Annotated in this window: 17 protein-coding genes and 1 pseudogene; 13 read left to right on the top strand and 5 right to left on the bottom strand. The window is 70.1% G+C overall.

All coding sequences use genetic code 11. The features are described from left to right. Positions 1-13 precede the first annotated feature (13 nt). The 12 genes and pseudogenes from AQJ67_RS03370 (at position 14) to AQJ67_RS03320 (ending at position 16,438) form a co-directional block, all read left to right on the top strand. Positions 14-1,051 (top strand): substrate-binding domain-containing protein, encoded by a 1,038-nt coding sequence (locus tag AQJ67_RS03370; protein ID WP_062716432.1) that lies wholly within the window; start codon positions 14-16, stop codon positions 1,049-1,051. Positions 1,052-1,598: 547 nt separating this feature from the next. Continuing rightward, positions 1,599-2,897 (top strand): Gfo/Idh/MocA family protein, encoded by a 1,299-nt coding sequence (locus AQJ67_RS03365; RefSeq protein ID WP_062716431.1) that lies wholly within the window; start codon positions 1,599-1,601, stop codon positions 2,895-2,897. Between the two features lie 15 nt (positions 2,898-2,912). Further along, on the top strand, positions 2,913-3,911 hold the full coding sequence (locus AQJ67_RS03360; RefSeq protein WP_062716430.1) for a sugar phosphate isomerase/epimerase family protein: 999 nt from the start codon (positions 2,913-2,915) through the stop codon (positions 3,909-3,911). A gap of 264 nt (positions 3,912-4,175) precedes the next feature. Continuing rightward, positions 4,176-7,901 carry a ThuA domain-containing protein gene (locus AQJ67_RS03355; RefSeq protein ID WP_062716429.1) on the top strand — a complete coding sequence of 1,242 codons (3,726 nt, stop codon included), beginning with the start codon at positions 4,176-4,178 and terminating at the stop codon, positions 7,899-7,901. Between the two features lie 84 nt (positions 7,902-7,985). Continuing rightward, a complete protein-coding gene (locus AQJ67_RS03350) occupies positions 7,986-9,293 on the top strand; it encodes an inositol-3-phosphate synthase (protein ID WP_244190348.1) in 1,308 nt (435 codons plus the stop codon). Further along, complete coding sequence (locus tag AQJ67_RS47455; RefSeq protein WP_159058706.1) at positions 9,283-9,618, top strand: hypothetical protein; 336 nt, start codon at positions 9,283-9,285, stop codon at positions 9,616-9,618. The genes AQJ67_RS03350 and AQJ67_RS47455 overlap by 11 nt, the downstream gene beginning before the upstream one ends. After that, on the top strand, positions 9,615-10,580 hold the full coding sequence (locus AQJ67_RS03345) for a sugar phosphate isomerase/epimerase family protein (RefSeq protein WP_062716428.1): 966 nt from the start codon (positions 9,615-9,617) through the stop codon (positions 10,578-10,580). The genes AQJ67_RS47455 and AQJ67_RS03345 overlap by 4 nt, the downstream gene beginning before the upstream one ends. A 434-nt stretch (positions 10,581-11,014) precedes the next feature. After that, positions 11,015-11,701: pseudogene (locus tag AQJ67_RS03340) on the top strand (EboA domain-containing protein); the annotation flags it as partial. Beyond that, positions 11,701-12,621: a TatD family hydrolase gene (locus tag AQJ67_RS03335; protein ID WP_062716427.1), complete on the top strand. Its 921-nt coding sequence runs from the start codon at positions 11,701-11,703 to the stop codon at positions 12,619-12,621. The pseudogene AQJ67_RS03340 and the gene AQJ67_RS03335, both read left to right, overlap by 1 nt. A gap of 3 nt (positions 12,622-12,624) precedes the next feature. Beyond that, on the top strand, positions 12,625-13,794 hold the full coding sequence (eboE, locus tag AQJ67_RS03330) for a metabolite traffic protein EboE (protein ID WP_062716426.1): 1,170 nt from the start codon (positions 12,625-12,627) through the stop codon (positions 13,792-13,794). A gap of 35 nt (positions 13,795-13,829) precedes the next feature. Then, positions 13,830-15,296 carry an alkaline phosphatase family protein gene (locus AQJ67_RS03325; protein ID WP_062716783.1) on the top strand — a complete coding sequence of 489 codons (1,467 nt, stop codon included), beginning with the start codon at positions 13,830-13,832 and terminating at the stop codon, positions 15,294-15,296. Between the two features lie 83 nt (positions 15,297-15,379). Beyond that, the gene (locus AQJ67_RS03320; protein ID WP_062716425.1) at positions 15,380-16,438 is read left to right on the top strand and encodes a sugar phosphate isomerase/epimerase family protein; all 1,059 of its coding nucleotides are present in this window, start codon (positions 15,380-15,382) and stop codon (positions 16,436-16,438) included. 66 nt (positions 16,439-16,504) lie between these two features. On the opposite strand, the gene AQJ67_RS03315 is transcribed toward AQJ67_RS03320, so the two are convergent. The 5 genes from AQJ67_RS03315 to AQJ67_RS03295 all read right to left on the bottom strand — a co-directional run bounded on the left by AQJ67_RS03315 (position 16,505) and on the right by AQJ67_RS03295 (position 24,487). Continuing rightward, positions 16,505-17,896, bottom strand: a complete 1,392-nt coding sequence (locus AQJ67_RS03315; protein WP_079055736.1) for an OFA family MFS transporter — start codon at positions 17,894-17,896, stop codon at positions 16,505-16,507. 1 nt (position 17,897) lies between these two features. Beyond that, positions 17,898-19,283 (bottom strand): OFA family MFS transporter, encoded by a 1,386-nt coding sequence (locus tag AQJ67_RS03310; protein WP_062716423.1) that lies wholly within the window; start codon positions 19,281-19,283, stop codon positions 17,898-17,900. 120 nt (positions 19,284-19,403) lie between these two features. Next, positions 19,404-21,548, bottom strand: coding sequence for an acetate--CoA ligase family protein (locus AQJ67_RS03305; protein WP_062716782.1), 2,145 nt, complete (start codon positions 21,546-21,548; stop codon positions 19,404-19,406). 4 nt (positions 21,549-21,552) lie between these two features. After that, positions 21,553-22,794, bottom strand: coding sequence for a formyl-CoA transferase (gene frc / locus AQJ67_RS03300; RefSeq protein ID WP_062716422.1), 1,242 nt, complete (start codon positions 22,792-22,794; stop codon positions 21,553-21,555). 10 nt (positions 22,795-22,804) lie between these two features. After that, entirely contained in the window at positions 22,805-24,487 is a 1,683-nt protein-coding gene (locus AQJ67_RS03295; protein ID WP_062716421.1) for a thiamine pyrophosphate-binding protein, read from the bottom strand. Positions 24,488-24,632: 145 nt separating this feature from the next. On the opposite strand from AQJ67_RS03295, the gene sucC reads away from it, so the two are divergent. After that, positions 24,633-25,766, top strand: a complete 1,134-nt coding sequence (gene sucC / locus AQJ67_RS03290; protein WP_062716420.1) for an ADP-forming succinate--CoA ligase subunit beta — start codon at positions 24,633-24,635, stop codon at positions 25,764-25,766. Positions 25,767-25,773: the final 7 nt, after the last annotated feature.

Below are 25,773 nucleotides of genomic sequence, written 5' to 3'. Positions count from 1 at the left end.
AGGGTTCACCGTCATGCCAGAGCTCACCAGTCGCAGAGGGCTGCTGTTCGGAACCGCCGCGATGGGCGCCGGTGCCCTCCTCGTGGGTTGCACCAGCAACGAGTCGGACGACGAGCCGGCCGCCAACGACCAGCCGGCCGCCGACGACAAGCCCGGCAAGGAGGTCACGATCGGCTTCGCCGGTCCGCAGGCCGACCACGGCTGGCTCAACGCCATCAACGACAACGCCAAGAGCCGGGCCAAGAAGTACTCGGACGTCACCCTGGAGATCACGGAGGGGTCCAACGACACCGCCGCGCAGATCGGCCAGATCGAGACGCTGATCAACAAGAAGGTCGACGTCCTGGTGGTGCTGCCCGCCGACGGCAAGGCGCTCACCCAGGTCGGCCTGAAGGCGATGCGCGCGAACATCCCGGTCATCAACCTCGACCGGATCTTCAACACCCCGCAGGCGTACCGCTGCTGGATCGGCGGCGACAACTACGGCATGGGCCTCAACGCCGGGCACTACATCGGCGAGAAGCTCAAGGGGAAGGCCGACGCCACGGTCATCGAACTGGCCGGCCTGGACAACCTGGAGCTGACCCAGCAGCGTACGCAGGGCTTCGACGACGCCCTGAAGAACTACCCGAACATCAAGAAGGTGGCCCGTCAGGCGGCGGAGTTCACGGTCGAGTCCGGGCAGGCCAAGATGGCCCAACTCCTTCAGGCGCAGTCGAAGTTCGACGCCCTGTGGAACCACGACGACGACCAGGGCGTGGGCGCGCTGCGGGCCATCGAGCAGGCCGGTCGCGACGACTTCCTCATGGTCGGCGGCGCCGGCGCGTTGTCCGCCTTCCAGGCGATCAAGAAGGACGACGGCGTCCTCAAGGCCACCGTCCTGTACCCGCCGACCATGGCGGCGTCCGCCATCGACCTGGCCCGTGCCCTGGGGCAGAGCAAGGGCGTCGGCGGCATGGCCGAGTTCGAGATCCCCGCCTCGATCACGCTCTACTCGGCGGTCGTCGACAAGGACAACGTCGACCAGTACATGCCCACCGGCTTCAAGTGAGGCGCACCCTGCCCGACGGGGCGAGGCGTCCGTCGGGCAGGGCCGTGGGCGTTCAGGGATCGAGCCGACCCTCGATCGGGCTCCGGGCTCCGGGCTCCGGGGTCGGGGGTTGGCTGCGGGCGAGTGGTGGACGGGGGTGGGGGCGCCGTGGCACGGGGGCGCGGCGACCGGGCCGGGGAGTCGACGTTGGCAGCCCACTGCCCTGTTGACCCGCAGTCCCGTAGACCGCAGTCCCGTTGACCCGCAGGTCCGCAGGTCCGCAGATCCGCAGATCCGCAGTTCCGTGGACCCGCAGTCCCGCAGATCCGCATCCCGTTGACCCGCAGGTCCGCAGGTCCGCAGGTCCGCAGTTCCGTGGACCCGCAGTCCCGTAGGTCGGCAGGTCCGGTAGACCCGCGGTCCCGTTGACCCGCAGGTCCCTGGGCCACGCAGGACCGTAGGCGACGCAGGTCCGCAGACCGGCGAGGCCCGAGCCGACAGGACGGCACGATCCGCTGAGCGCCCCCGCAACCCCCCACCGCTGCACGACGACGAGGAGGACTATCGCATGGGACAGCCGCAGCAGCCCGACGAGGCCGAGGCGCAGGCAGGGGCCACGGCTGACGGGGCGGGCGTGTCCGGCCCCGCGGCCGGGACCGGGCCCGAGGTGTCCCCGCCAGGCACGGCGGCCGGAAGGCCGCCGCTGCGCGTCGGCATGGTCGGCTACGCGTTCATGGGTGCCGCGCACTCGCAGGGCTGGCGCACGGCGGGCCGGGTCTTCGATCTGCCCCGCAGCCCGGTCCTGGCCGCGATCTGCGGGCGGGACGCCACCGCTGTGCGGGCGGCGGCCGAGCGGCACGGCTGGGCGTCGACCGAGACCGACTGGCGGGCCCTGATCGCGCGGGACGACATCGACCTCGTCGACATCTGCACCCCGGGCGACAGCCACGCCGAGATCGCGCTCGCCGCGTTGGCCGCAGGCAAGCACGTCCTGTGCGAGAAGCCCCTCGCGAACAGCGTCGAGGAGGCCGAGGCGATGGCGGGCGCTGCCGAACAAGCCTATGAACGCGGCCAGTTGGCCATGGTCGGCTTCAACTACCGTCGGGTGCCCGCCACCGCCCTCGCCCGCAGCATGGTCGCCGACGGCCGCCTCGGACGCCTGCGCCACGTACGGGTGACGTACCTTCAGGACTGGCTCGTCGACCCGCAGTTCCCGCTGACCTGGCGGCTGCGCAAGGAACTGGCGGGCTCGGGCGCGCTGGGCGACCTGGGCGCGCACATCATCGATCTCGCGCAGTACCTGGCGGGGGAGAGGCTGAGCGGCGTGTCCGCGCTGACGGAGACCTTCGTACGGGAGCGTCCGCTGCCCGGCGGGGCGGTGAAGGGGCTGTCCGCCGTGTCGGCCGAGAGCGCCACGGGGCTGGTCACGGTCGACGACGCCGCCGTGTTCACGGGCCGCTTCCCCTCCGGCGCCCTCGCCTCCTTCGAGGCCACCCGCTACGCCACCGGCCGCAAGAACGCCCTGCGCATCGAACTCAACGGCGAGCGCGGCTCGATCGCCTTCGACCTGGAACGCCTCAACGAACTCTCCTACCACGACGGCATCGAACCCGGCGCCCACGCCGGCTTCCGCCGCATCCTCGTCACCGAACCCGACCACCCCTACCTGGACGCCTGGTGGCCGCCGGGCCACGGCCTCGGCTACGAGCACACCTTCGTCCACCAGGCCCGCGACCTGGTCCACGCCATCGCCGAGGGCCGGCAGCCCGAACCCTCCTTCGCCGACGGGCTGCACGTGCAGCGCGTGCTCGCGGCGGTGGAGGAGAGCGCCGAGAAGAACTCCGTCTACACCCCGATCGCGGTCTGAGGAGGCTGACGCGCAATGCCGCGTACGTTCACGCTGTTCACCGGCCAGTGGGCCGACCTGCCGCTGGAGGAGGTCTGCCGGCTCGCCCGCGACTTCGGCTACGACGGTCTCGAACTCGCCTGCTGGGGCGACCACTTCGAGGTCGACAAGGCCCTCGCGGACCCGTCGTACATCGACTCCAGGAAGGCCCTGCTTGACAAGTACGGCCTCAAGTGCTGGGCGATCTCCAACCATCTGGTCGGCCAGGCGGTCTGCGACGCCATCATCGACGAGCGCCACCAGGCCATCCTGCCGGGCGAGGTGTGGGCCGACGGCGACCCGGAGGGCGTCCGGCAGCGGGCCGCCGCGCGGATGAAGGACACCGCGCGGGCCGCGGCCGCCTTCGGCGTCGACACGGTGATCGGCTTCACCGGCTCCGCGATCTGGCACCTCGTCGCGATGTTCCCGCCCGCGCCCGAGTCGATGATCGAGCGCGGCTACGAGGACTTCGCGACCCGCTGGAACCCCATCCTGGACGTTTTCGACGAGGAGGGCGTGCGGTTCGCGCACGAGGTCCATCCCAGTGAGATCGCCTACGATTACTGGACGACCTGGCGGGCCCTGGAGGCGGTCGGGGGGCGCCCCGCCTTCGGCCTCAACTTCGACCCCTCCCACTTCGTCTGGCAGGACCTCGACCCCGTCGGCTTCCTCTGGGACTTCCGCGACCGCATCTACCACGTCGACTGCAAGGAGGCCCGCAAGCGCCTCGACGGCCGTAACGGCCGCCTCGGCTCCCATCTGCCGTGGGGTGACCCGCGCCGGGGCTGGGACTTCGTGTCGGCCGGGCACGGCGACGTCCCCTGGGAGGACGTCTTCCGGATGCTGCGCTCCATCGACTACAAGGGCCCGATCTCCGTGGAGTGGGAGGACGCCGGCATGGACCGGCTCCAGGGCGCCCCGGAGGCGCTGACCCGCCTCAAGGCGTACGACTTCGAGCCGCCCAGCGCGTCCTTCGACGCCGCGTTCAACAGCTGAACCACGCACCCGGCGCAGGTCGGGGACGGGGACCGGCAGCACCGCCGGTCCCCCCTTCCGACCTGCGCGGATCCTGCTTTGTCCTGTGCTGGGAGAAAGCCTGAACGATCCTGACGCAAGGGGTGTTCGCCCCGCACGGACGCGGTTACCGTCCCTGAAGTGTTCAGGACACAAACACCTCCGGGGTGACGGCGCACCCCGGCGCCCGCACCGCACGTCCACGCACCCACCCCGTACGGCACACCCCGTTCCCGGAGGGACTTCGTGCACAGAACCAGACCCATCAGCAGCACCCGCACCCCCAGGCGCCCCAGGCTTCGCACCGCCGTCGCCCTGTTCTCCGGCCTGCTCCTGGCCGTGGGCACCCCGGCCACCGTCGCCGGCGCCCACCCCGGACACCCGGAACACGACGAACCGGCAGCCGCCGAGGGCCAGTTCCAGCAGGTACCGCTCGCCAAGGGCGAACCCGAGATGGGCGAGCCGATGTCGCTCGCCGTGCTCCCGGACCGCAGCGTCCTGCACACCTCGCGCGACGGCACACTCCGCCTGACCGACCAGGGCGGCGTCACCAAGGTCGCCGGCAAGCTCGACGTCTACAGCCACGACGAGGAGGGCCTCCAAGGCGTCGGCATCGACCCGGACTTCAAGAACAACCGGGCGATCTACCTTTACTACGCCCCGCCCCTGGACACTCCCACGGGCGACGCCCCCGAGACCGGCACCGCCGCGGAATTCAAGAAGTTCGACGGCGTCAACCGCCTCTCGCGCTTCACCCTGAACGCCAACGGCACGCTCAACACGGCCAGCGAGAAGAAGGTCATCGACGTCGCGGCCTCCCGTGGCACCTGCTGCCATGTCGGCGGCGACATCGACTTCGACGCGGACGGCAACCTCTACCTGTCGACCGGCGACGACACCAACCCCTTCGCCTCCGACGGCTACACCCCGATCGACGACCGGCCGAACCGCAATCCGGCCTTCGACGCCCGCCGCAGCTCCGCCAACACCAACGACCTGCGCGGCAAGATCCTCCGTATCAAGGTCGCCGAGGACGGCTCGTACACCGTCCCCGAGGGCAACCTCTTCGCCCCGGGCACCGAAGAGACCCGTCCCGAGATCTACGCGATGGGCTTCCGCAACCCGTTCCGGATGAGCGTCGACGACAAGACCGGCATCGTCTACGTCGGTGACTACGGCCCCGACGCCGGCGCCGCCAGCCCCAGCCGGGGACCGGCGGGACAGGTCGAGTTCGCCAAGGTCACCAAGGCCGCCAACTTCGGCTGGCCGTTCTGCACGGGCAACAACGACGCCTACGTCGACTACGACTTCGCCACCGGCGCCTCCGGTGAGAAGTTCGACTGCGCCGCCCCGAAGAACACCTCGCCGTACAACACCGGCCTCACCGACCTGCCGCCCGCGCAGGCCGCGTGGATCCCGTACGACGGCGGCTCCGTGCCCGAGTTCGGCACCGGCTCCGAGTCGCCGATGGCCGGCCCGGTCTACCGCTACGACCCCGACCTCGACTCCAAGGTGAAGTTCCCCGAGGCCTACGACGGCGACTTCTTCGCCGGCGAGTTCGGCCGCCGCTGGATCAAGCGGATCGAGCAGAACGACGACGGCTCCGTCGCGAAGATCAACGACTTCCCGTGGACCGGCACCCAGATCATGGACATGGAGTTCGGCCCCGACGGCGCGCTCTACGTCCTCGACTACGGCATCTCCTGGTTCCAGGGCGACGAGCACTCCGCGCTGTACCGCATCGAGAACGCCGAGGACGGCTTCTCCCCGATAGCCGAGGTGAGCGCCGACAAGACGTCCGGCGCGGCCGGCCTGAACGTCAAGTTCACCGCCTCCGCCAAGGACGCCGACTCGACCGACCTCACCTACAGCTGGGACTTCGGCGACGGCACCAAGGGTGAGGGCCTCAACCCCACCCACAAGTACAAGAAGGTCGGCACCTACAGCGCCACCTTCACCGCCAAGGACCCCGAGGGCAACACCGGCAACGCCAGCGTCCGGATCGTCGTCGGCAACACCGAGCCCAAGGTGCGGATCGACATCCCGGGCAACGGCGCCCTGGCCGAATTCGGCAAGCCGGTCCCCTTCAAGGTGACCGTCACCGATCCCGAGGAGACGGTCGACTGCTCCAAGGTCAAGGTCACCTACAGCCTCGGCCACGACTCCCACGCCCACGAGCTGACCAGCGAGATGGGCTGCGAGGGCACCCTGACGCCACCCGCGGGTGACGGCGGACACGACCCCAACGCCAACATCTACGGCGTCGTCGGCGCCGGCTACACCGACGGCGGGGCGAACGGCCAGGAGGCACTGACCGGCACCGCCCGCACCGTCCTCCAGCCGCTGCACCGCCAGGCCGAGCACTTCACCACCCAGTCGGGCGTCTCGGTCATCGACAAGACCGGTGCCAACGGCGGCAAGACCGTCGGCAACGTCAACGACGGCGACTGGATCTCCTTCACCCCCTACCGGTTCGCCGGGCAGAAGAAGATGACCGTCAGGGCCTCCTCCGGCGGCGCGGGCGGCTTCATCGAACTGCGCACCGGCTCGCCCGACGGACCGCTGCACGGCTCGGCGTACATCCCGCCCACCGGCGGCTGGGAGACGTTCCAGAACGTCGACGTGCCCCTGCGGGCGCTGCCCAGGAAGACCACGGACATCTACCTGGTCTTCAAGGGCGGCGACGGCGCCCTGTACGACGTGGACGACTTCGAGTTCTCCACCCAGCCGTTCAAGGGCGGCAAGAAGGTCCTGGTCTTCTCCAAGACCGCCGGCTTCCGGCACGACTCCATCCCGGCCGGCATCGCCGCCCTGAAGGAGCTCGGCGGCCCGGCCGGCATCACGGTCGACGCGACCGAGGAGGCAAGGCAGTTCACCACGACCAACCTCGCCAAGTACGACGCGGTGGCCTTCCTGTCCACCACGGGTGACGTCCTCAACGCCGAGCAGCAGCAGGCGTTCGAGAACTACGTGGCGGGTGGCGGCGGCTACATGGGCATCCACGCGGCCGCCGACACCGAGTACGACTGGGCGTTCTACGGCGGTCTCGTCGGCGCCTACTTCGACTCGCACCCGGCCATCCAGAAGGCCACCGTCCGCGTCGAGGACCACGACCACCCGTCCACCGGGCACCTCGGCGACGCCTGGGAGCGCACCGACGAGTGGTACAACTACCGCACCAACCCGCGTGAGCAGGCCAAGGTCCTCGCCACCCTGGACGAGACCACCTACCAGGGCGGGAACATGAAGGGCGACCACCCGATCGCCTGGTGCCAGAGCTACGGCGGCGGCCGCTCCTTCTACACCGGCGGCGGCCACACCAAGGAGTCCTACGCCGACGAGGCCTTCCGGGCCCATCTGCTCGGCGGCCTGCAGTACGCCACCGGCCAGGTGAAGGCGGACTGCAAGCCGAGCAAGGGCTACCGGGAGATCTTCAACGGCCAGACCCTGGACGGCTGGAAGCAGGCCGGCCCCGGCAAGTTCAACGTCAAGGACGGCACCCTGGGGACCGAGGGCGGCATGGGCCTGCTCTGGTACCAGGCCAAGGAGCTGAAGTCGTACTCCCTCAAGCTCGACTGGAAGATGCAGGGCGACGACAACTCCGGGATCTTCGTGGGCTTCCCGGCCTCCGACGACCCCTGGTCCGCCGTGAACAAGGGCTACGAGATCCAGATCGACGCCACCGACGCGCCCGAGCGCACGACGGGGTCCGTCTACTCGTTCAAGTCGGCGAACATCAAGGCCCGTGACCAGGTCCTGCGTCCGCCCGGCCAGTGGAACTCCTACGAGATCAAGGTCCAGGGCGAACGCCTCCAGGTGTTCCTCAACGGAGTCAAGATCAACGACTTCACCAACAAGGACCCCCAGCGGAGCCTGACCGACGGTCACATCGGCCTGCAGAACCACGGTGCCGACGACCAGGTCTCCTTCCGCAACATCCAGTTGAAGGAACTGCCCACCACGGGCGGCTGAGCGGCGGCGGGCGGGGGACGCCGGACCCCCGCCCGCCGTCTTCGTCCCACCCCCCGGGGTTCGCGCACGACAAGGAGGCTGCCCATGTCCGCGTCCCTCTCCCGACCGCGTGTGGGAGTGTGGCTGATCGGAGCCCGAGGCTCCGTCGCCACCACCGTCGTCACGGGGTGCGCCGCCATCACCGCGGGGCTGCATCCGCCCACCGGCATGGTCACCGAGACCTCGGCCTTCACCGACAGCGGCCTGCCTGCCCTGTCCGACCTCGTCTTCGGCGGCCACGACACCCTCGACTGCCCCCTGCCCAAACGTGCCGAGACCCTGACCGCCGGCGGCGTCCTCCCACCCGGTACCGCGACCGCCGTCTTGGCCGAACTCGCCGCCGCCGACCGGGAGATCAGGACCGGCGGCCCCACCCCGGGGGACACCAGGAGCGACGCCGAACTGATCACGGCCTTCGCCGACGACATACGCGACTTCACGCACCGCCACGAACTCGAGCGGACCGTGGTCGTGAACGTCGCCTCCACCGAACCGGCGTCCCAGGCGCCCGACGCCCCGCTGCCGGCCAGCACCCTGTACGCGCTGGCGGCCCTGCGCGCGGGCTGCCCCTACGTCAACTTCACCCCGTCCGAGGGTCTGCACCACCCCGTCGCCGCCCGCGAGGCCGAGCGCAGCGGCCTGCCCTACGCCGGCCGGGACGGCAAGACCGGACAGACCCTCCTGCGAGCCGTGCTGGGCCCGATATTCGCGCAGCGGGCACTGACGGTCCGGGCCTGGTCCGGGACCAACCTGCTCGGCGGCGGAGACGGCGCCGCCCTCGCGGACCCGGCCGCCGCGGCCGCGAAGAACGCCGGCAAGGAACGCGTCCTCGCCGACACCCTCGGCACCGTCCCCGAGGGCGAGGTCCACATCGACGACGTCCCCGCTCTCGGCGACTGGAAGACCGCCTGGGACCACATCGCCTTCGACGGATTCCTCGGCACCCGCATGATCCTCCAGACCATCTGGCAGGGCTGCGACTCGGCCCTGGCCGCGCCCCTGGTCCTGGACCTGGCCCGCCTCACGGCGCGGGCCCACGAGACCGGCCTGACCGGCCCGCTCACCGAACTCGGCTTCTACTTCAAGGACCCGGTGGGGGACGGGCCGGCGAGCCTGGGGGAGCAGTACGCCGCGCTGGCGGGCCTGGCCGAGCGGCTCCGCCCTGCGGGCACCGGCGAGACCACGCGGGAGTCCGCCGAACGGCTGGAAGCCGACGCGCGGGGCACGAGCCTCGGCCAGTGCGTGCAGCGAGCTGCTGGTGGGGGCGCGGGTCCCGGCGACTCGGCCAACGACGCGCCCGCACAGGGCGCCGACTCGCGCGAGCGTGCCGTAGGGGAGCGTCGTGAGCCGTAGCCGTAGCCGTAGCCGTAGCCCTCGCCATAGCCGCAGCCCTCGCCATAGCCGTGCCCAGGCCGAACTGCTGTGGCTCACCGCCCGGTTCGCCATTCCCGGCGACGCACTGAGCGGCCCGGTCGCCCACGCCGTCCGCCCCCGCGTCCACGCCCCGCTCAATGCCTCACCGTTCCTGCCCCGGCGACCCGTCGGCGGCGGCACCCGAGCCACCGTGCCGCCCCAGGCGCCGCTCGCGGCCCGAGACGGATCAGTGCTCACCGCCACGGCCGTCCCCGCGCTCGCCCCGCTCGGACGGGCGCACACGAAGAAGGTGAGCGTCACATGAACCCGCGGCCCCACCCGGCGCAGGCCCCCGGAGAACCGGCCGCCTCCCCCACCCCCCTCCGCTTCGGCTACGGCACCAACGGCCTCGCCGACCTCCGCCTCGACGACGCCCTGGCCCTGCTCGCCGACCTCGGCTACGCCGGAGTCGGCCTGACGCTCGACCACATGCACCTCGACCCGTACGCCCCCGACCTCGCCGCCCGCACCGACCGCCTGGCCCGACGGCTCGACGCACTCGGTCTGGACGTCACCGTGGAGACCGGCGCCCGCTACGTTCTCGACCCGCGTCGCAAGCACGGCCCCTCCCTTCTCGACCCCGACCCGGACGACCGCGCCCGCCGCGTCGACCTGCTGCTCCGCGCCGTCCGCGTCGCGGCCGACCTCGGCGCCCACGCCGTCCACTGCTTCAGCGGAACCACGCCGCAGGGAACCGACCCGGACACGGCCTGGCACCGCCTGGCCGACGCCCTCACCCCGGTCCTGGACGCCGCCACCACCGCCGGCGTCCCTCTCGCCGTCGAACCCGAACCAGGCCACCTCCTCGCCACCCTCGCCGACTTCCACCGGCTCCGCCGCACCCTCGGCGACCCGGACCTCCTCGGCCTGACCCTCGACATCGGCCACTGCCAGTGCCTCGAACCCCTCCCTCCCGCCGACTGCGTACGTGCCGCCGCCCCCTGGCTGCGTCACGTCCAGATCGAGGACATGCGCCGCGGTATCCATGAACACCTCCCTTTCGGCGACGGCGAGATCGACTTCCCACCCGTCCTCGCCGCCCTCTCCGCCACCGGTTACCAGGGCCTGACCGTCGTCGAACTGCCCCGCCACTCCCACGCCGGCCCTCAATTCGCCGAACTCTCCCTCCCGTTCCTCCGCCGCGCCGAGGCCACGGCCACCCGATCACCCGTACTCGTCCCACACCCCGGCGATCCCTCCGCCACCCGTGAAGGGAGCACCTCATGACGCACCCCCGCATCACCCCGGCCACCCCGGGCGCGGACACCGAGGCCCGCGCGCGCACCGACATCCGTGCAGGCGCGGAGCCCCACCAGGCCACCGAGCGCGGGCCGGACGCCGACGGCCAGGACCGGGGTACGGAGTCCACACGGGAGGCCGACAGCCAGGACCGGGGCACGGCGTCCCCACGGGAGGCCGACGGCCAGGACAGACGGACGGAGTCCAAACCGGCCGCCGACAGCCAGGACCGGAGTATGGAGTCCAGACCGGATACCGAATGCCGGACGGATACCGAATGCCGGACTGATACCGAATGCCGGACGGATACCGAGGGCCGGACGGGTGCCGATGGCCGGACGGGTGCCGACGGTCGGACGGGTGCCGACGGCCGGGCAGGGGCAGAGGCAGGCACCCCCGGGCATCGGGAGTCCGCCCGGCCCCCAGGGCCCGACCCGCAGGGCACGAGCCCCGCCCTCACCCCACCGGCCGACCTGCGCCGCCACGTCACGGCCCGCCTCGGCAGCGTCGCCCGCTCCTGGCTCCACCGAGCCCTCGACGAAGCCGCCGCGCACCCCGGCACCCACGGCCCCATCTCCGTCTGGGAGCTGCGCATCGCCGAGGCCGGCCGCCGCTGCGGGTCCGACTACGCCGACGCCGCCCGCGTCCTCATCCTGCACGCGGCCCGCGCGGACACGGACGCCGTCACCCGCGTCTACTCCCAGGGCACCGCCGCCGAACGCCGTGCCGTCCTGCACGCGCTGCCCCATCTCGTGCCCGGCCCCGACGCCCTCCCGCTCGTCGAGGACGCCCTGCGCACCAACGACACCCGCCTCCTCTCCGCCGCCGTCGGCCCTTACGCCGCCCGGCACCTCGACGCCCACCAATGGCGCCACGCCGTACTGAAGTGCCTGTTCACCGGCGTGCCCGTCGACGCCGTGGCCGAACTGGACCGCCGCGCCCACCGAGACGCCGAACTCGCCCGCATGCTCGGTGACTACGCCGCCGAACGCACCGCCGCGGGCCGCCCCGTCCCCGAAGACCTGCACCGCGTCCTGACCCTGACCGACCCCACAGCCACTCCGCCGGCCCCCCACGGCACCCGCGGCACCGACGGCAAGGAGTCCTGATGCGCCTCTTCGACCCCCACATCCACATGACCTCTCGGACCACCGACGACTACGAGGCCATGCACACCGCCGGCATCCGCGCCGTCGTCGAGCCCTCCTTCTGGCTGGGCCAACCCCGCACCTCGGTCGCCTCCTTCCTCGACTACTTCGACTCCCTTCTGGGCTGGGAGCCCTTCCGCGCCGCCCAGCACGGCATCGCCCACCACTGCACGCTCGCCCTCAACCCCAAGGAGGCGAACGACCCGCGCTGTGTCGCCGTCCTCGACGAACTGCCCCGGTATCTCGTCAAGGATCAGGTCGTCGCCGTCGGCGAGATCGGCTACGACTCGATGACCCCCGCCGAGGACACCGCCCTCGCCGCCCAGCTCCAGCTGGCCGCCGCCCACGAACTCCCCGCGCTCGTCCACACCCCGCACCGCGACAAGCTCGCGGGCCTGCGCCGCACCCTCGACGTCGTCCGGGAATCCGCACTGCCCCCGGACCACGTCCTGGTCGACCACCTCAACGAGACCACCGTCAAGGAGGCCAAGGACAGCGGCTGCTGGCTCGGGTTCTCCGTCTATCCCGACACCAAGATGGACGAGGAACGGATGGTCGCGATCCTCCGGGAGTACGGCCCCGAGCAGGTACTGGTGAACTCCGCCGCCGACTGGGGCAGGAGCGACCCCCTGAAGACCCGCCGGGTCGCGGACCTGATGCTGGCCGAGGGCTTCGACGCGGACGACGTCGATCTCGTGCTGTGGCGCAACCCGGTCGCCTTCTACGGGCTCAGCGGCCGCCTCGACCTCGACATCACGACCCCGGAAGCCACCCACGAGGGCAACTCCATCCTCCGTGGCGCCCCGAAGGACTCTGACGGACCGGCGGGCGCACCGAGACAGCGGCACGACCCTGCCGGCGCACCGGCCACGGGAGCGTGAGCCATGCGCTTCCGCCACCCCGACGGCTCCACCGTCCACCTCGCCTACTGCACCAACGTCCACCCGGCCGAGACCCTCGACGGCATCCTCGCCCAGCTCCGCGACCACTGCGAACCCGTCCGCCGCCGGCTCGGCCGAGACCGCCTCGGCATCGGCCTGTGGCTCGCCAAGGACGCCGCTCACGCCCTCGTCAGCGACCCGTCCGCCTTGCGCGGACTGCGCACCGAACTCGACCGGCGAGGCCTCGAGGTCGTCACCCTGAACGGCTTCCCGTATGAAGGATTCGGAGCCGAAGAGGTCAAGTACCGTGTGTACAAACCGGACTGGGCCGACCCAGAGCGCCTCGACCACACCACCGCCCTGGCCCGTGTCCTCGCCGGACTTCTCCCCGACGACGTCACCCAGGGCAGCATCTCCACCCTGCCCCTCGCCTGGCGCACCGCCTACGACGAGCAGCGCGCCGAGACCGCCCGCACCGCCCTGCTCACCCTCGCCGAACGCCTCGACGCCCTCCAGGAGCTGACCGGCCGCGACATCCGCGTCGGCCTCGAACCCGAACCCGGCTGCACCGTCGAGACCACCGCCGACGCCATCACCCCACTCACCGCGATCGGCGACGACCGCATCGGCATCTGCGTCGACACCTGTCACCTCGCCACCTCCTTCGAAGATCCGCACACCGCCCTGGACGCACTCGCCGAAGCACGCGTCCCCGTCGTCAAGTCCCAGCTCTCAGCCGCTCTGCACGCCGAACACCCCCACCTCCCCGAAGTCCGCGAGGCCCTCGCCGCCTTCGACGAACCCCGCTTCCTGCACCAGACCCGCACCGCCACCGCCGCCGGCCTGCGCGGCACCGACGACCTGGGCGAGGCCCTCAAGGGCGACGCCCTGCCCGACGCCTCGCCCTGGCGGGCCCACTTCCACGTCCCGCTCCACGCGGCCCCCGCCGCACCCCTCACCTCCACACTCCCCGTGCTCAAGACCGCCCTGACCCGCCTCGTCGGCGGCCCGCACCCGCTCACCCGCCACCTGGAGGTCGAGACCTACACCTGGCAGGCCCTCCCACCCGAACTGCGGCCCCGAGCCCGCAGCCAGCTCGCCGACGGCATCGCGGCCGAACTCACCCTCGCCCGCGATCTGCTGACCGACCTCGGCCTGAAGGAGCTGCCATGACCGAGCCGCTCGACCCGACGGACGCCGCGGACCTGATGGATCCGGCGGACCCGGCCAGCCCGACAGCGCCGCCCACCGCACCCCGAGGCCGCCCAGCACCCCGACCGGACGCCACCGCTCAGCGCCGCCCCACCCCTCTCCTCGTCCTCGACGTCGTCGGCCTCACCCCCCGTCTCCTCGACCACATGCCGCACCTCAAGAGACTCGCCCAGTCCGGCTGCCACGCCCCGCTCGGCACCGTCCTGCCCGCCGTCACCTGCGCCGCCCAGTCCACCTTCCTCACCGGCACCCACCCGTCGGAGCACGGCATCGTCGGCAACGGCTGGTACTTCCGTGACCTCGGCGACGTACTCCTGTGGCGCCAGCACAACGGCCTGGTCGCCGGCGACAAACTCTGGGACGCCGCCCGCCGCGCACACCCCGGCTACACCGTCGCCAACATCTGCTGGTGGTACGCCATGGGCGCCGACACCGACTTCACCGTCACCCCCCGTCCGATCTACTACTCCGACGGCCGCAAGGAACCCGACTGCTACACCCGCCCGCCCGCCCTGCACGACGAACTCACCGGGAGACTCGGCACGTTCCCGCTGTTCCACTTCTGGGGCCCCGGCGCCGATCTCGTGTCCAGCCGCTGGATCATCGACGCGACCCGCCACATCATCCGCACCCGCCACCCCGACCTGGCCCTGTGCTACCTCCCTCATCTCGACTACGACTTGCAGCGCTTCGGCCCCGACGACCCACGCTCCCTGAAGGCGGCCGCCGACCTGGACGCAGCTATGGCCCCGCTGCTGGACGACGCCCGATCCGAGGGCCGTACCGTCGTCGCGCTGTCCGAGTACGGCATCACTCGCGTGAGCCGCCCCGTCGACATCAACCGCGCCCTGCGGCAGGCAGGGCTGCTCGAAGTACACACCCAGGACGGCATGGAGTACCTGGACCCGATGGCGTCACGCGCCTTCGCGGTCGCCGACCACCAGATCGCCCATGTCTACGTACGCAGGCCGGAAGACCTCGACGCGACCCGGGCCGCCCTGGACGGACTGCCCGGCATCGAGCAACTCCTCGACGACGAGGGCAAGAAGGCCCACCACCTCGACCACCCGCGCTCCGGCGAGCTCGTCGCCGTCGCGGAGCCGGACGCCTGGTTCACGTACTACTACTGGCTGGACGACGCCCGCGCGCCCGACTTCGCGCGACTCGTCGAGATCCATCGCAAACCCGGCTACGACCCGGTCGAACTCTTCATGGATCCCCTCGACCCCTACGTCAAGGTCAAGGCGGCGACCGCGCTCGCCCGCAAGAAACTCGGCATGCGCTACCGCATGGCGGTCGTGCCTCTGGATCCCTCACCTATTCGCGGCAGCCATGGCCGCATCCCAGCGAGCGACGCCGACGGTCCGCTCCTCATCTGCTCCACCCCCCCCCGCGCTGTCGGCGACCGCGTCGCGGCCACCGATGTGAAGTCACTTCTGCTCCAACTCGCCGGTCTCGGCTGAGCGGTCAGCCCGCTCAGCTCCGACTGATCACAAGTGAAGCACTCACCACTGACAACGGCCTTCGATCACAGGGAGTTCCAGGCATGAGCCGCTTTTCCCAGACGGATCCCGAACTCACCCACCGCCTCAGCAGACGAGGCATGCTCGGCGTGGCCGCGGGCACCACGGCCGCGGCCCTGCTGGGCGCCGCCGCTGCCCCCGTGACCGCCGCTCCGGGCGCCGCGTCCACCACCGACGCGACCTCCCGCGGCGCCGGCCGCGGCCGTCCCGTCCTGCCGCCCGGTCGCCTCGGCATCCAGCTCTACAGCCTGCGCGACAAGGTTTCCACGCTCGGTTTCGCCCCTGTCTTCGCCGAGTTGGAGAAGTACGGCTACGACGAGGTCGAGTTCGCCGGATACACCCAGGGCTCGGCCGGACCGATCACCCTCGCCCAGCTCAAGAGGCTGGCGAGGAACCACGGCCTGAACCCGATCGGCAGCCACGTCGGCTACTACTCCGACGACCCGAACGCCTACACCTTCGCCCAGAACCTCACCAAGGTCCTCGACGACGCCCAGGCCCTCGGCCTGAAGCACATAGGCACCGCGTCCGGCCCGTTCCGCTACGGCTCCACCGTCGACGCCTGGAAGCGTGCCGCCGAGGAGTTCAACACCTACGGTGCCGCGGCGAAGGCGCGCGGCTTGAAGTTCTACCAGCACAACCACTCCGAGGAGTTCTCCTTCGCCACCGACAACCCCAAGGTGCGCCTCTACGACGTGCTGCTCGCGGAGACCGACCCCGACCTCGTGTACCTGGAGATGGACATCTTCTGGGCGTACTCCGGCCAGTTCCGCTTCTCGAAGCGGCCCGACGGATCGGCCGCCCCCTTCGAGCCCCTGGACTACGTACTGAAGCAGCCGCACCGCTACCCGCTCTTCCACGTCAAGGACGGCGTGAGCGATCCGACCAACCAGTACGGCTACGACATGGTCGACGTCGGTGACGGCGACATCGACTACAAGCGGTTCATCTCCGCTGTGACCAGGCTGCGCGGACAGCGGTTCGCCCACCACTGGCAGGCGGAGCACGACAACCCGACCGAGTCGTTGACCTTCGCACGCCGTTCGAGCGCGCATCTGCACTCGCTGCGGGAGAAGTGCTGACGGTCCTCGAACCGACATGAGGAGGCCCTCCCCGAGCGGGGAGGGCCTCCTCACATGCGCGACCGGTCAGTGCACGGGGTGCGGGACCGTCGCGCTCCGCCCTGGCTGCCGCAGCAGCAAAGCGATGGCCGCGGCCACCAACGACACGCCGCCGGCCAGCGCGTACGCGCCGTCGTAGCCCCAGGCCGCGACGACCATGGAACCCAGTCCGCCGCCGAACAGGCCGCTGATCAGCTTGCCGCTGTAGACGAGCCCGTAGTTGGTGGCGTTGTAGTTCTCCCCGAAGTAGTCGGGGGTGAGCGCCGCGAACAGCGGGTAGAAGGCGCCGCCGCCGAAACCGGAGAGGAAGGCGAAGAACAGGAACAGCCATTCGCTCCTGAGATCGCCCGCCCAGATCACGCCGAACTGGGCGAGGCCCAGCACGACGATCACGAACACCAGCGTCGACTTGCGGCCCCACCGGTCCGACAGCCAGCCCACGACACCGCGGCCGATGCCGTTGATCACCGCCATCACGCCCATCGACGACGCAGCGACCAGCGGGCCGAAGCCCACGTCCTTGGCGTAGTCGACCTGGAAGGAGATGCCGAAGATCGACACCCCGGCGGTCAGTACGACGGACAGCCACATCAGGGGCAGCATGCCGGTCCTGATGGCCTCCCGGGGCGTGTACTGCTTCACCGCCGGAGGGTTCTTGGCGAGGCTCACCGCGTTCTTCCGGTCGCCCGTGTGCGTCTGCGGATCGACGTCCGCGGGCCACCAGTTCTTCGGCGGGTCCTTGAAGAAGTACGCGCATCCGAGGACGACGATCATGATGTAGCAGCCGATCAGGTCCAGCACCCGGTGGTAGTTCGCGGTGTCGAACCCGTAGTTGAAGATGAAGATGAACGGCAGTGATCCGTACGCGAATCCGCCGTTGACGAACCCGGTCCGGGCGCCGCGCCGTTCGGGAAACCACTTGCCGACCATGTTGATGCAGGTCGCGTAGACCAGGCCGGCCCCGAGGCCGCCGACGACCCCGAAGCCGAGGATCGCCAGCAGGACGTTGTCCAGGTGCGAGAGGGCGAGGAACCCCAGCAGGCACATGCCCGAGCCCAGGTACATGGCCCTGCGGGCCGTCAGGATGCCCTTCTCGCGCAGCCAGCCCGCAGGGAAGGCGATGCCGGCCTGGAAGAACACCCAGACGCTGAGGATCCAGAAGGTGTTGCTCTGCGTCCAGCCGTGCGCATGGGACAGGGTGTCCTCGGCAGAGCCGTACGCGTATTCGAAGACGCTGATGGCCATCATGGCGATCCACGGGAGATACACCATGATCTTGCGGGAGTGGCCGAGGATGTCGCGGTCGGTCTCGCCGATGCGATAGACGCGCCCGCGCGCGTCGGTCACCTCACGGTAGGGACGGTGTGCGGCGTCGGATGATGCGGACGAACTGCTTGCTGCGTACGGATCTGCCGTCATGTCAGGCCATGTCCTCGCCGAGCGGTCGTGGGTTGGGGGCGACGCGCGTTTCCTTGTCGCGTCCTGGCGGGCTGAGGAACAGCGCCACGCAGCCGGCGAAGAGCGAGATGGAGCCGGCCAGGATGAAGGCACCGGAGTGTCCCCAGGCGCTGACGACCACGGCACCCATGCCCGCGCCCAGACCGGAGACGAGCTTGGCGCTGTAGACCATGCCGTAGTTGGACGCGTTGTTGTTCTCGCCGAAGTAGTCGGCCGTGAGCGCCGCGAACATCGGGAAGATGGCGCCGCCGCCGAAGCCGGAGATCGCGGAGAAGATCAGGAAGAACGTCAGGTGCTTGCTCTCCGCCGACCAGAGGATGCCGTACTGGGCGAGGCCCAGGATGACGCAGACGGCGAGCAGGCACCGCTTGCGGCCGTAGAGGTCGGACAGCCAGCCGATCACGCCGCGCCCGGTGCCGTTGACGACCGCCTTCAGTGACATGGCCGTCGCCACGATCCCGCCGGCGAAGCCGGCCTCCTCACCGATGTCCACCTGGAAGGCGATACCGAAGATGTTCACGCCGGACGTGCACGCCAGACAGAACCACATCAGGGCGACCCGGCCGGTCTTCCAGGCTTCCAGAGGCGTGTACTGGCGCACCGCGGGCGGGTTCATCCGCAGCGAGCGCGCGGCGCGCGAGTCCTTGGGAGGGTTGAGCGGGTCGATGTCGGCGGGCCACCAGTTCTTCGGCGGGTCCTTGAAGAAGAAGCCGGCCACGCCCACCATCAGGGCGAGGAGGAGCCCGACCGAGACCAGCACCCAGCGGAAGTTGGTCAGGTCCATGTAGCCGGTGAAGAGGAAGACGAAGGGCACCGAGCCGTAGGCGAAACCGCCGTTGACGAATCCGGTCTTGCCGCCCTTGCGCTCCGGATACCACTTGCCGACCATGTTGACGCAAGTGGCGTAGACCATGCCGGCGCCCATGCCGCTGAACATGCTGAAGCCGATGTAGGCGACGACGACATGGGGTGCGTAGGCCAGCGAGAGATAGCCCAGCAGGGTGCCCGCCGCACCCAGCATCATGGCGAAACGGGCCGGCAGCTTGCCGGACTCACGCAGCTTGCCGGCGGGGAAGGCCACCGCGGCCTGGAAGAAGACCCAGACCGTCATCATCCAGAAGATGTGCGCACTGGCCCAGTGGTGCGCGGTGTGGAGCGTGTCCTCGGCGGACGCGAACGCGTACTCGGCGGACGAGATGCCCATCATGCCGATCCAGGGCAGGATGACCATCCACTTGCGTTTGCGCCCCATGATGTCGATGTCGGACTCACCGACGCGGTAGACGCGTCCGTTCTTGTCGGTCACCTCCCGATAGGCGGCGACCCTTGGAACGTCGGTTGTGGTCATGTCGGTTGCACCCCTTGCGTCGAAAGTTCTGGCCAGCGCCCCCTGTCCAATGCCTTTCGTGTGCGCACGGGTCCCGGGGCCGGCCGACGCGCACCGTCGGCCGGCCCGTGCTCCCTCACCTCATGAACCGCCCCCCAACAACCCCGCCGCCCGCGCCCACCGGTATTTGGCGCCCAGCACGGCCACCGGCTTCTCGGTCGTGTACGGGTACGCCACGACCCCCCGCTCGTACAGGTACTGGCAGGCCTCCTCGACCTCGACGTCGCCCGCGAGCGACGCGACGACGGGCTTCTCGATACCGCGCTGCCGGAACTCGGCCACCACGCGCGCGGTGAGTTCCGCGAAGACCATCGGGGGAGTGACGATCGTGTGCCAGTAGCCCAGGACCAGTGCGTGGATACGCGGGTCCTCCAGACCGAGCCGGATCGTCGCCTCGTACGTCGACGGCGGCTCGCCCCCCGTGATGTCCACCGGGTTGCCCGCGGCCCCGAAGGGCGGGATGAACTTCCGGAAGGCCTCGTCCAGGTCCGGCGGGATCTCCATCAGGGACAGCCCGTTGTCGGTCACGGCGTCCGACAGCAGCACGCCGCTGCCGCCGGCTCCGGTGATGATCACGATGTTGTCGCCCTCGGGAGCGGGAAGCACCGGCAACGCGCGCGCGTACTCGAGCATCTCGTTCAGGCCGGGCGCCCGGATGACACCGGCCTGCTTGAGAATGTCGTCGTACACGGCGTTGTCGCCGGCGAGCGCACCGGTGTGCGAACCCGCGGCCTTCGCGCCCGCCGCCGTACGGCCCGCCTTGAGGACGACGACCGGCTTCTTCGGTACGGTCGCCCGCGCGGCCTCGACGAAGGCGCGGCCGTCCTTGAGGTCCTCCAGGTGCATCGCGATGCACTCGGTGTGCGGGTCCTCACCGAACCAGGTCAGCAGGTCGTCCTCGTCCAGGTCCGACTTGTTGCCGAGGCCGACGATCGCCGACACGCCCGTCTTGGTGGTCCGCGCGAAGCCCAGGATGGCCATACCGATGCCGCCGGACTGCGAGGTCAGCGCCACCCCGCCCTTGACGTCGTACGGCGTGCAGAACGTGGCGCACAGGTCCTGCCACGTCGAGTAGTAGCCGTAGATGTTCGGTCCGAGCAGCCGGACGCCGTGCCGCTCGGCGATCTCCACGATCTCCGCCTGGAGCTCGTGCTCACCGGTCTCCGCGAACCCGGAAGGGATCAGGACGGCGTTCGGGATCTTCTTGCGTCCCACCTCCTCCAGGGCCGCGGCCACGAACTTGGCGGGGATAGCGAAGACCGCCACGTCCACCTCACCGGGAACGTCCGTGACACTCTTGTACGCCTTGCGGCCCAGAATGTCATCGGCCTTGGGGTTCACCGGGTGGATGTCCCCGGCGAAACCTCCGTCGATGAGGTTGCGCATGACCGAATTGCCGATCTTGCCCTGCTCGTTGGACGCCCCGATGACGGCCACCGACGCCGGCTGCATCAGGCGTCGCATGGAGGTGAGGATCTCCTCGCGCGAGTAGCGGCGACGCTGCTTCGCCGGCGCCTCGGAGAGGATCACCCGGATGTCGGCGGCCACCGCGCCCTCCGCGGTGGCGATCACCGGGTTGAGGTCCACCTCGGCGATCTCCGGGAAGTCCGTGACCAGTTGCGACACCCGGCGGATCTGCTCGGCTACCGCCCACCGGTCCACCCCCGCCTGGCCGCGTACCCCGCGCAGGATCTCCGCCGACCGGATCGAGTCCAGCATGGACAGTGCCTCGTCGGCGTCCACGGGGGCCAGCCGGAAGGTGACGTCCTTGAGGACCTCGACGAGCACCCCGCCGAGCCCGAAGGCCACGACCTTCCCGAACGTCGGGTCGGTGACCGCGCCGACGATGACCTCCTGCCCCTGCGGAAGCAGCTCCTGCACCTGCACGCCCTCGATACGGGCATCCGCGTTGTACGCGCGCGCGTTGTCGATGATCTTGTGGAACGCGGCCCGTACGTCCGCCGCCCCTTCGACGCCCACGATCACCCCGCCGGCGTCGGTCTTGTGCAGGATGTCCGGCGAAACGATCTTCATGACGACCGGTCCGCCGAAGCGCGCCGCGTACGCCACCGCCTCGTCGACGTCGGTCGCGAGCTCCTCGCCCGGTACGGCGATGCCGTACGCGTCGGCGATCACCTTGCCCTCGGGCGCGGTGAGCGCCGTACGGCCCTCGGCCCGCACCGAGTCGAGGAGCGTCCGCACCCGCAGGACGCGGTCTTCGGCCATCACGTCAGATCACTCCGTTCGACTTGAGCAGGCGCAGTTCCTCGTCACCGAGGCCGAGCTCGCCGATGTAGACCTCTTCGTTGTGCTGGCCGAGCAGCGGTGAACTGGACACCTCGACGGGGGAGTCGGAGAGCTTGAGCGGACTGCCGACGGTCACGAACTCGCCCCGCTCGGGGTGCGGCACGGTGACGACCATGTCGTTGGCGACCAGCGAGGAGTCCTCGATGATCTCCTTGGTGGACAGGATCGGCCCGCACGGGATGTTGTGCGCGTTGAGCCGCTCCAGGACCTCCCACTTGGGCAGGGTCGAGGACCACTCCTCGATCAGCTGGAACATCTTGTTGAGCTTGGGCAGCCGGGCCTCCGGCGTGGCCCACTCGGGGTCGTCGGCGAGTTCGGGCCGGCCGATGAGCTCGCTGAGCGGCTGCCAGCCGACGGGCTGCACGATGACGTACACGTAGTCGTTCGGGCCGCCCGGCGCGCACTTGACCGCCCAGCCGGGCTGACCGCCGCCGGACGCGTTTCCCGAGCGGGGAACTTCCGTGCCGAAGTCGTCGTTCGGATATTCAGCAAGCGGCCCATGTGCCAGGCGCTGCTGGTCCCTCAGCTTCACCCGGCACAGGTTGAGTACAGCGTGCTGCATGGCCACGTTGACCCGCTGCCCACGCCCGGTGTTCTCGCGCTGGAACAGCGCCGCGAGAATCCCCGCGACGGCGTGCACACCCGTCCCCGAGTCCCCGATCTGGGCTCCGGTCGCCAGCGGCGGCCCGTCCTCGAAACCGGTGGTCGACATCGACCCGCCCATGGCCTGAGCGACTACCTCGTACGCCTTGAAGTTGGTGTACGGACCGTCCCCGAACCCCTTGATGGAGGCATAGACGATACGCGGATTGATCTCCTGGATGCGGTCCCAGGTGAAGCCCATCCGGTCGACCGCGCCCGGCCCGAAGTTCTCGACCATGACGTCGGAACGCCGGATCAGCTCGGTGAGGATCTCCTTGCCACGCTCGGTCTTGGTGTTGAGGGTGATGCTCCGCTTGTTGCAGTTGAGCATCGTGAAGTAGAGGGAGTCGACGTCCGGGAGGTCGCGCAACTGCTTGCGTGTGATGTCACCGGTCGGCGCCTCCAGCTTGACGACGTCCGCGCCGAGCCAGGCCAGCAGTTGGGTCGCGGAGGGGCCGGACTGGACGTGGGTCATGTCCAGGACGCGGATGCCTTCGAGAGCCTTGGTCGACGTACCAGTCATGAAGGCCTCCTCACTTGTACATGGTCTGGTTCATGGTTCCGGGGGCGTACGCGTCCGGGTCGACCCAGACGTTGATCAGCGACGGCTTGCCGGACTCACGGGCGCGCCGCAGCGCGGGGCCGATGTCGGCGGGGTCACGGACCTCCTCGCCGTAACCGCCCAGCATCTGCGCGAACTTGTCGTAGTGGACGTCGCCGAGGGTGTTGCCGACCCGCTCGCGCTCCAGGCCGTACTTCTGGGCCTGGCCGTAGCGGATCTGGTTCATGGAGGAGTTGTTGCCGACGATGCCGACGAAGGGGAGGTTGTAGCGGACGAGTGTCTCGAAGTCCCAGCCGGTCAGGGAGAAGGCCCCGTCGCCGAAGAGCGCGACGACCTCCTTGTCGGGCCGCGCCTGCTTGGCCGCGAGCACGAACGGCACCCCGACGCCGAGCGTGCCCAGCGGACCCGGGTCCATCCAGTGCCCGGGCGACTTGGGCTGCACGACCTGACCGGAGAAGGTGACGATGTCGCCGCCGTCGCCGATGTAGATCGAGTCCTCGGTGAGGAAGTCGTTGATCTCGCTGACCAGCCGGTACGGGTGGATAGGCGAGGCGTCCGACTTCAGGCTGGGCAGCCGCTTCTCCAGAGCGGTCTGCTCTGCGGCGCGCAGCTCGTCGAGCCACTCCTTGCGCTTCGACGCGCCGCCGTTGACGCGCCCGGAGGCCGCCTCGGTCACCGACTTCAGCACGAGCCCGGCGTCGCCCACGATGCCGAGGTCGATGTCGCGGTTCTTGCCGACGGTGCGGTAGTCGAGGTCGATCTGGACGACGGTCGCGTCCGGGGAGAGCCGCTTGCCGTAGCCCATGCGGAAGTCGAAGGGGGTACCGACGACGACGATGACGTCGGCGTTGGAGAAGGCGTACCGGCGTGACAGCTGGAAGTGGTGCGGGTCGCCGGGCGGGAGTGTGCCTCGGCCGGCGCCGTTCATATAGGCGGGGATGTTGAGGGTGCGGACGAGTTCGATGGCCGCCGCGGTGCCTCGTGTCGTCCAGACCTGGCTGCCGAGCAGGATGGCCGGCTTCTCGGCGTGGACCAGCAGGTCGGCGAGCTTCTCGATGGCCTCGGGGTCACCGGCCGAGCGGGTGGAGGCGCGGTAGGCGCCCTCCTTGGGCACGCGCGCCTTGCTCACCGGCACCTTGGCGTCGAGGACATCGCGCGGGATCTCCAGGAAGGAGGGGCCGGGCGCGCCGTGGTAGCACTCGCGGAACGCCATCGACACCATGTCCGCGGCGCGCGCCGTGTCCGGCACGGCCGCCGCGAACTTGGTGATCGGCGTCATCATGTCGACGTGCGGGAGGTCCTGGAGGGACCCCATCTTGTGCTGGGTGAGGGCGCCCTGGCCGCCGATGAGCAGCATCGGGGACTCGGCGCGGAAGGCGTTGGCGACGCCGGTGACGGCGTCGGTGGTGCCGGGACCCGCGGTGACGACCGCGCAGCCGGGCTTGCCGGTGATACGGGCGTAACCGTCGGCGGCATGGGCGGCGACCTGCTCGTGACGGACGTCGACGACCTCGATGCCCTCGTCGACGCAGCCGTCGTAGATGTCGATGATGTGGCCGCCGCACAAGGTGTAGATGCGGTCGACCCCCTCGGCCTTCAGCGCCTTGGCAACGAGATGACCACCGGAAATGACGTCCTGGGTGTCGTCGGGCATGGCGAAGTCCTGTCCCTTCGTAGGGGGTTGGAACGGCTCTCGCGGTACATTGCATACAGTCGACGAATACTGTATGAACCTTGTTATCCCGCATCCGGTGGGTGGTGTCCAGGGGGCGTGCGGCACTTTTGAGTCAGGAGCCGGAATGGACCTGTACGAGCACCAGGCAAGGGAACTCTTCGAGGAACACGGCATCTTGGTGCCGCGGGCAGAGGTGACGGACTCACCCAAGGAAGCCCGCGAGATCGCACGTCGGCTCGGCGGCCGGGTCGTGGTCAAGGCGCAGGTGAAGACCGGTGGCCGAGGCAAGGCGGGCGGCGTGAAGCTCGCCGCGGACCCCGCGGCCGCCGAGATCACGGCACGCCAGATCCTCGGCATGGACATCAAGGGCCACACCGTCGGCAAGGTGATGCTGGCCCAACCCGTGGACATCGAGACCGAGTTCTACGTGTCCTACGTACTCGACCGCGCGGCGGGCGGCTTCCTCGCCATCGCCTCGGCCGAGGGCGGCATGGAGATCGAGGAGATCGCGGCCACCCGGCCCGACGCCGTGGCGCGCATCCCGGTCGACCCGGCCGAGGGCGTCACCTCGGCGAAGGCGGGCGAGATCGCCGAAGCGGCCGGACTGCCGCCGCAGACCGTCGACGTCCTCGTACGACTGTGGGAGGTGCTGGTCCGCGAGGACGCCCTCCTCGTCGAGGTGAACCCGCTCGTGCGCACCGCGCAGGGACAGATCCTCGCCCTCGACGGCAAGGTAACCCTCGACGACAACGCCCGCTTCCGGCAGGCACGTTGGGGCGCCGACACCGTGGAGCACGACGACGCGCTGGAGGCGACGGCCGCCGCCAAGGGCCTCAACTACGTCAAGCTCGACGGCGAGGTGGGCATCATTGGTAACGGCGCCGGCCTGGTCATGTCGACCCTCGACGTGGTCGCGGGCTGCGGCGCCCGCCCCGCCAACTTCCTCGACATCGGCGGCGGTGCCTCGGCCCAGATCATGGCCGACGGGCTCTCCGTCATCCTCTCCGACCCGGCGGTGAAGTCCGTCCTCGTCAACGTCTTCGGCGGAATCACCGCATGCGACGCCGTCGCCGACGGCATCGTGCGGGCCCTGGACAGCATCCAGTTGACCAAACCGCTCGTCGTACGCCTCGACGGCAACAACGCCGCACGTGGCCGAGCCATCCTCGACGACCGCGCGCATCCGCTGGTCCAGCAGGCCACCACCATGGACGGCGCCGCGCAGCGGGCCGCCCGACTCGCCGCCGCCACAGCCTGAGGAGACA

It is taken from the genome of Streptomyces caeruleatus (assembly GCF_001514235.1).
GTDB classification, from domain to species: domain Bacteria; phylum Actinomycetota; class Actinomycetes; order Streptomycetales; family Streptomycetaceae; genus Streptomyces; species Streptomyces caeruleatus.
This window is presented reverse-complemented; position numbering and strand designations above follow the sequence as displayed.

Coding starts and splice junctions, on each gene's coding strand:
- AQJ67_RS03370 (WP_062716432.1), top strand. CDS start 14: ATGCCAGAGCTCACCAGTCGCAGAGGGCTGCTGTTCGGAACCGCCGCG.
- AQJ67_RS03365 (WP_062716431.1), top strand. CDS start 1,599: ATGGGACAGCCGCAGCAGCCCGACGAGGCCGAGGCGCAGGCAGGGGCC.
- AQJ67_RS03360 (WP_062716430.1), top strand. CDS start 2,913: ATGCCGCGTACGTTCACGCTGTTCACCGGCCAGTGGGCCGACCTGCCG.
- AQJ67_RS03350 (WP_244190348.1), top strand. CDS start 7,986: ATGTCCGCGTCCCTCTCCCGACCGCGTGTGGGAGTGTGGCTGATCGGA.
- AQJ67_RS03345 (WP_062716428.1), top strand. CDS start 9,615: ATGAACCCGCGGCCCCACCCGGCGCAGGCCCCCGGAGAACCGGCCGCC.
- AQJ67_RS03335 (WP_062716427.1), top strand. CDS start 11,701: ATGCGCCTCTTCGACCCCCACATCCACATGACCTCTCGGACCACCGAC.
- eboE (WP_062716426.1), top strand. CDS start 12,625: ATGCGCTTCCGCCACCCCGACGGCTCCACCGTCCACCTCGCCTACTGC.
- AQJ67_RS03325 (WP_062716783.1), top strand. CDS start 13,830: ATGGATCCGGCGGACCCGGCCAGCCCGACAGCGCCGCCCACCGCACCC.
- AQJ67_RS03320 (WP_062716425.1), top strand. CDS start 15,380: ATGAGCCGCTTTTCCCAGACGGATCCCGAACTCACCCACCGCCTCAGC.
- AQJ67_RS03315 (WP_079055736.1), bottom strand. CDS start 17,896: ATGACGGCAGATCCGTACGCAGCAAGCAGTTCGTCCGCATCATCCGAC.
- AQJ67_RS03310 (WP_062716423.1), bottom strand. CDS start 19,283: ATGACCACAACCGACGTTCCAAGGGTCGCCGCCTATCGGGAGGTGACC.
- AQJ67_RS03305 (WP_062716782.1), bottom strand. CDS start 21,548: ATGGCCGAAGACCGCGTCCTGCGGGTGCGGACGCTCCTCGACTCGGTG.
- frc (WP_062716422.1), bottom strand. CDS start 22,794: ATGACTGGTACGTCGACCAAGGCTCTCGAAGGCATCCGCGTCCTGGAC.
- AQJ67_RS03295 (WP_062716421.1), bottom strand. CDS start 24,487: ATGCCCGACGACACCCAGGACGTCATTTCCGGTGGTCATCTCGTTGCC.
- sucC (WP_062716420.1), top strand. CDS start 24,633: ATGGACCTGTACGAGCACCAGGCAAGGGAACTCTTCGAGGAACACGGC.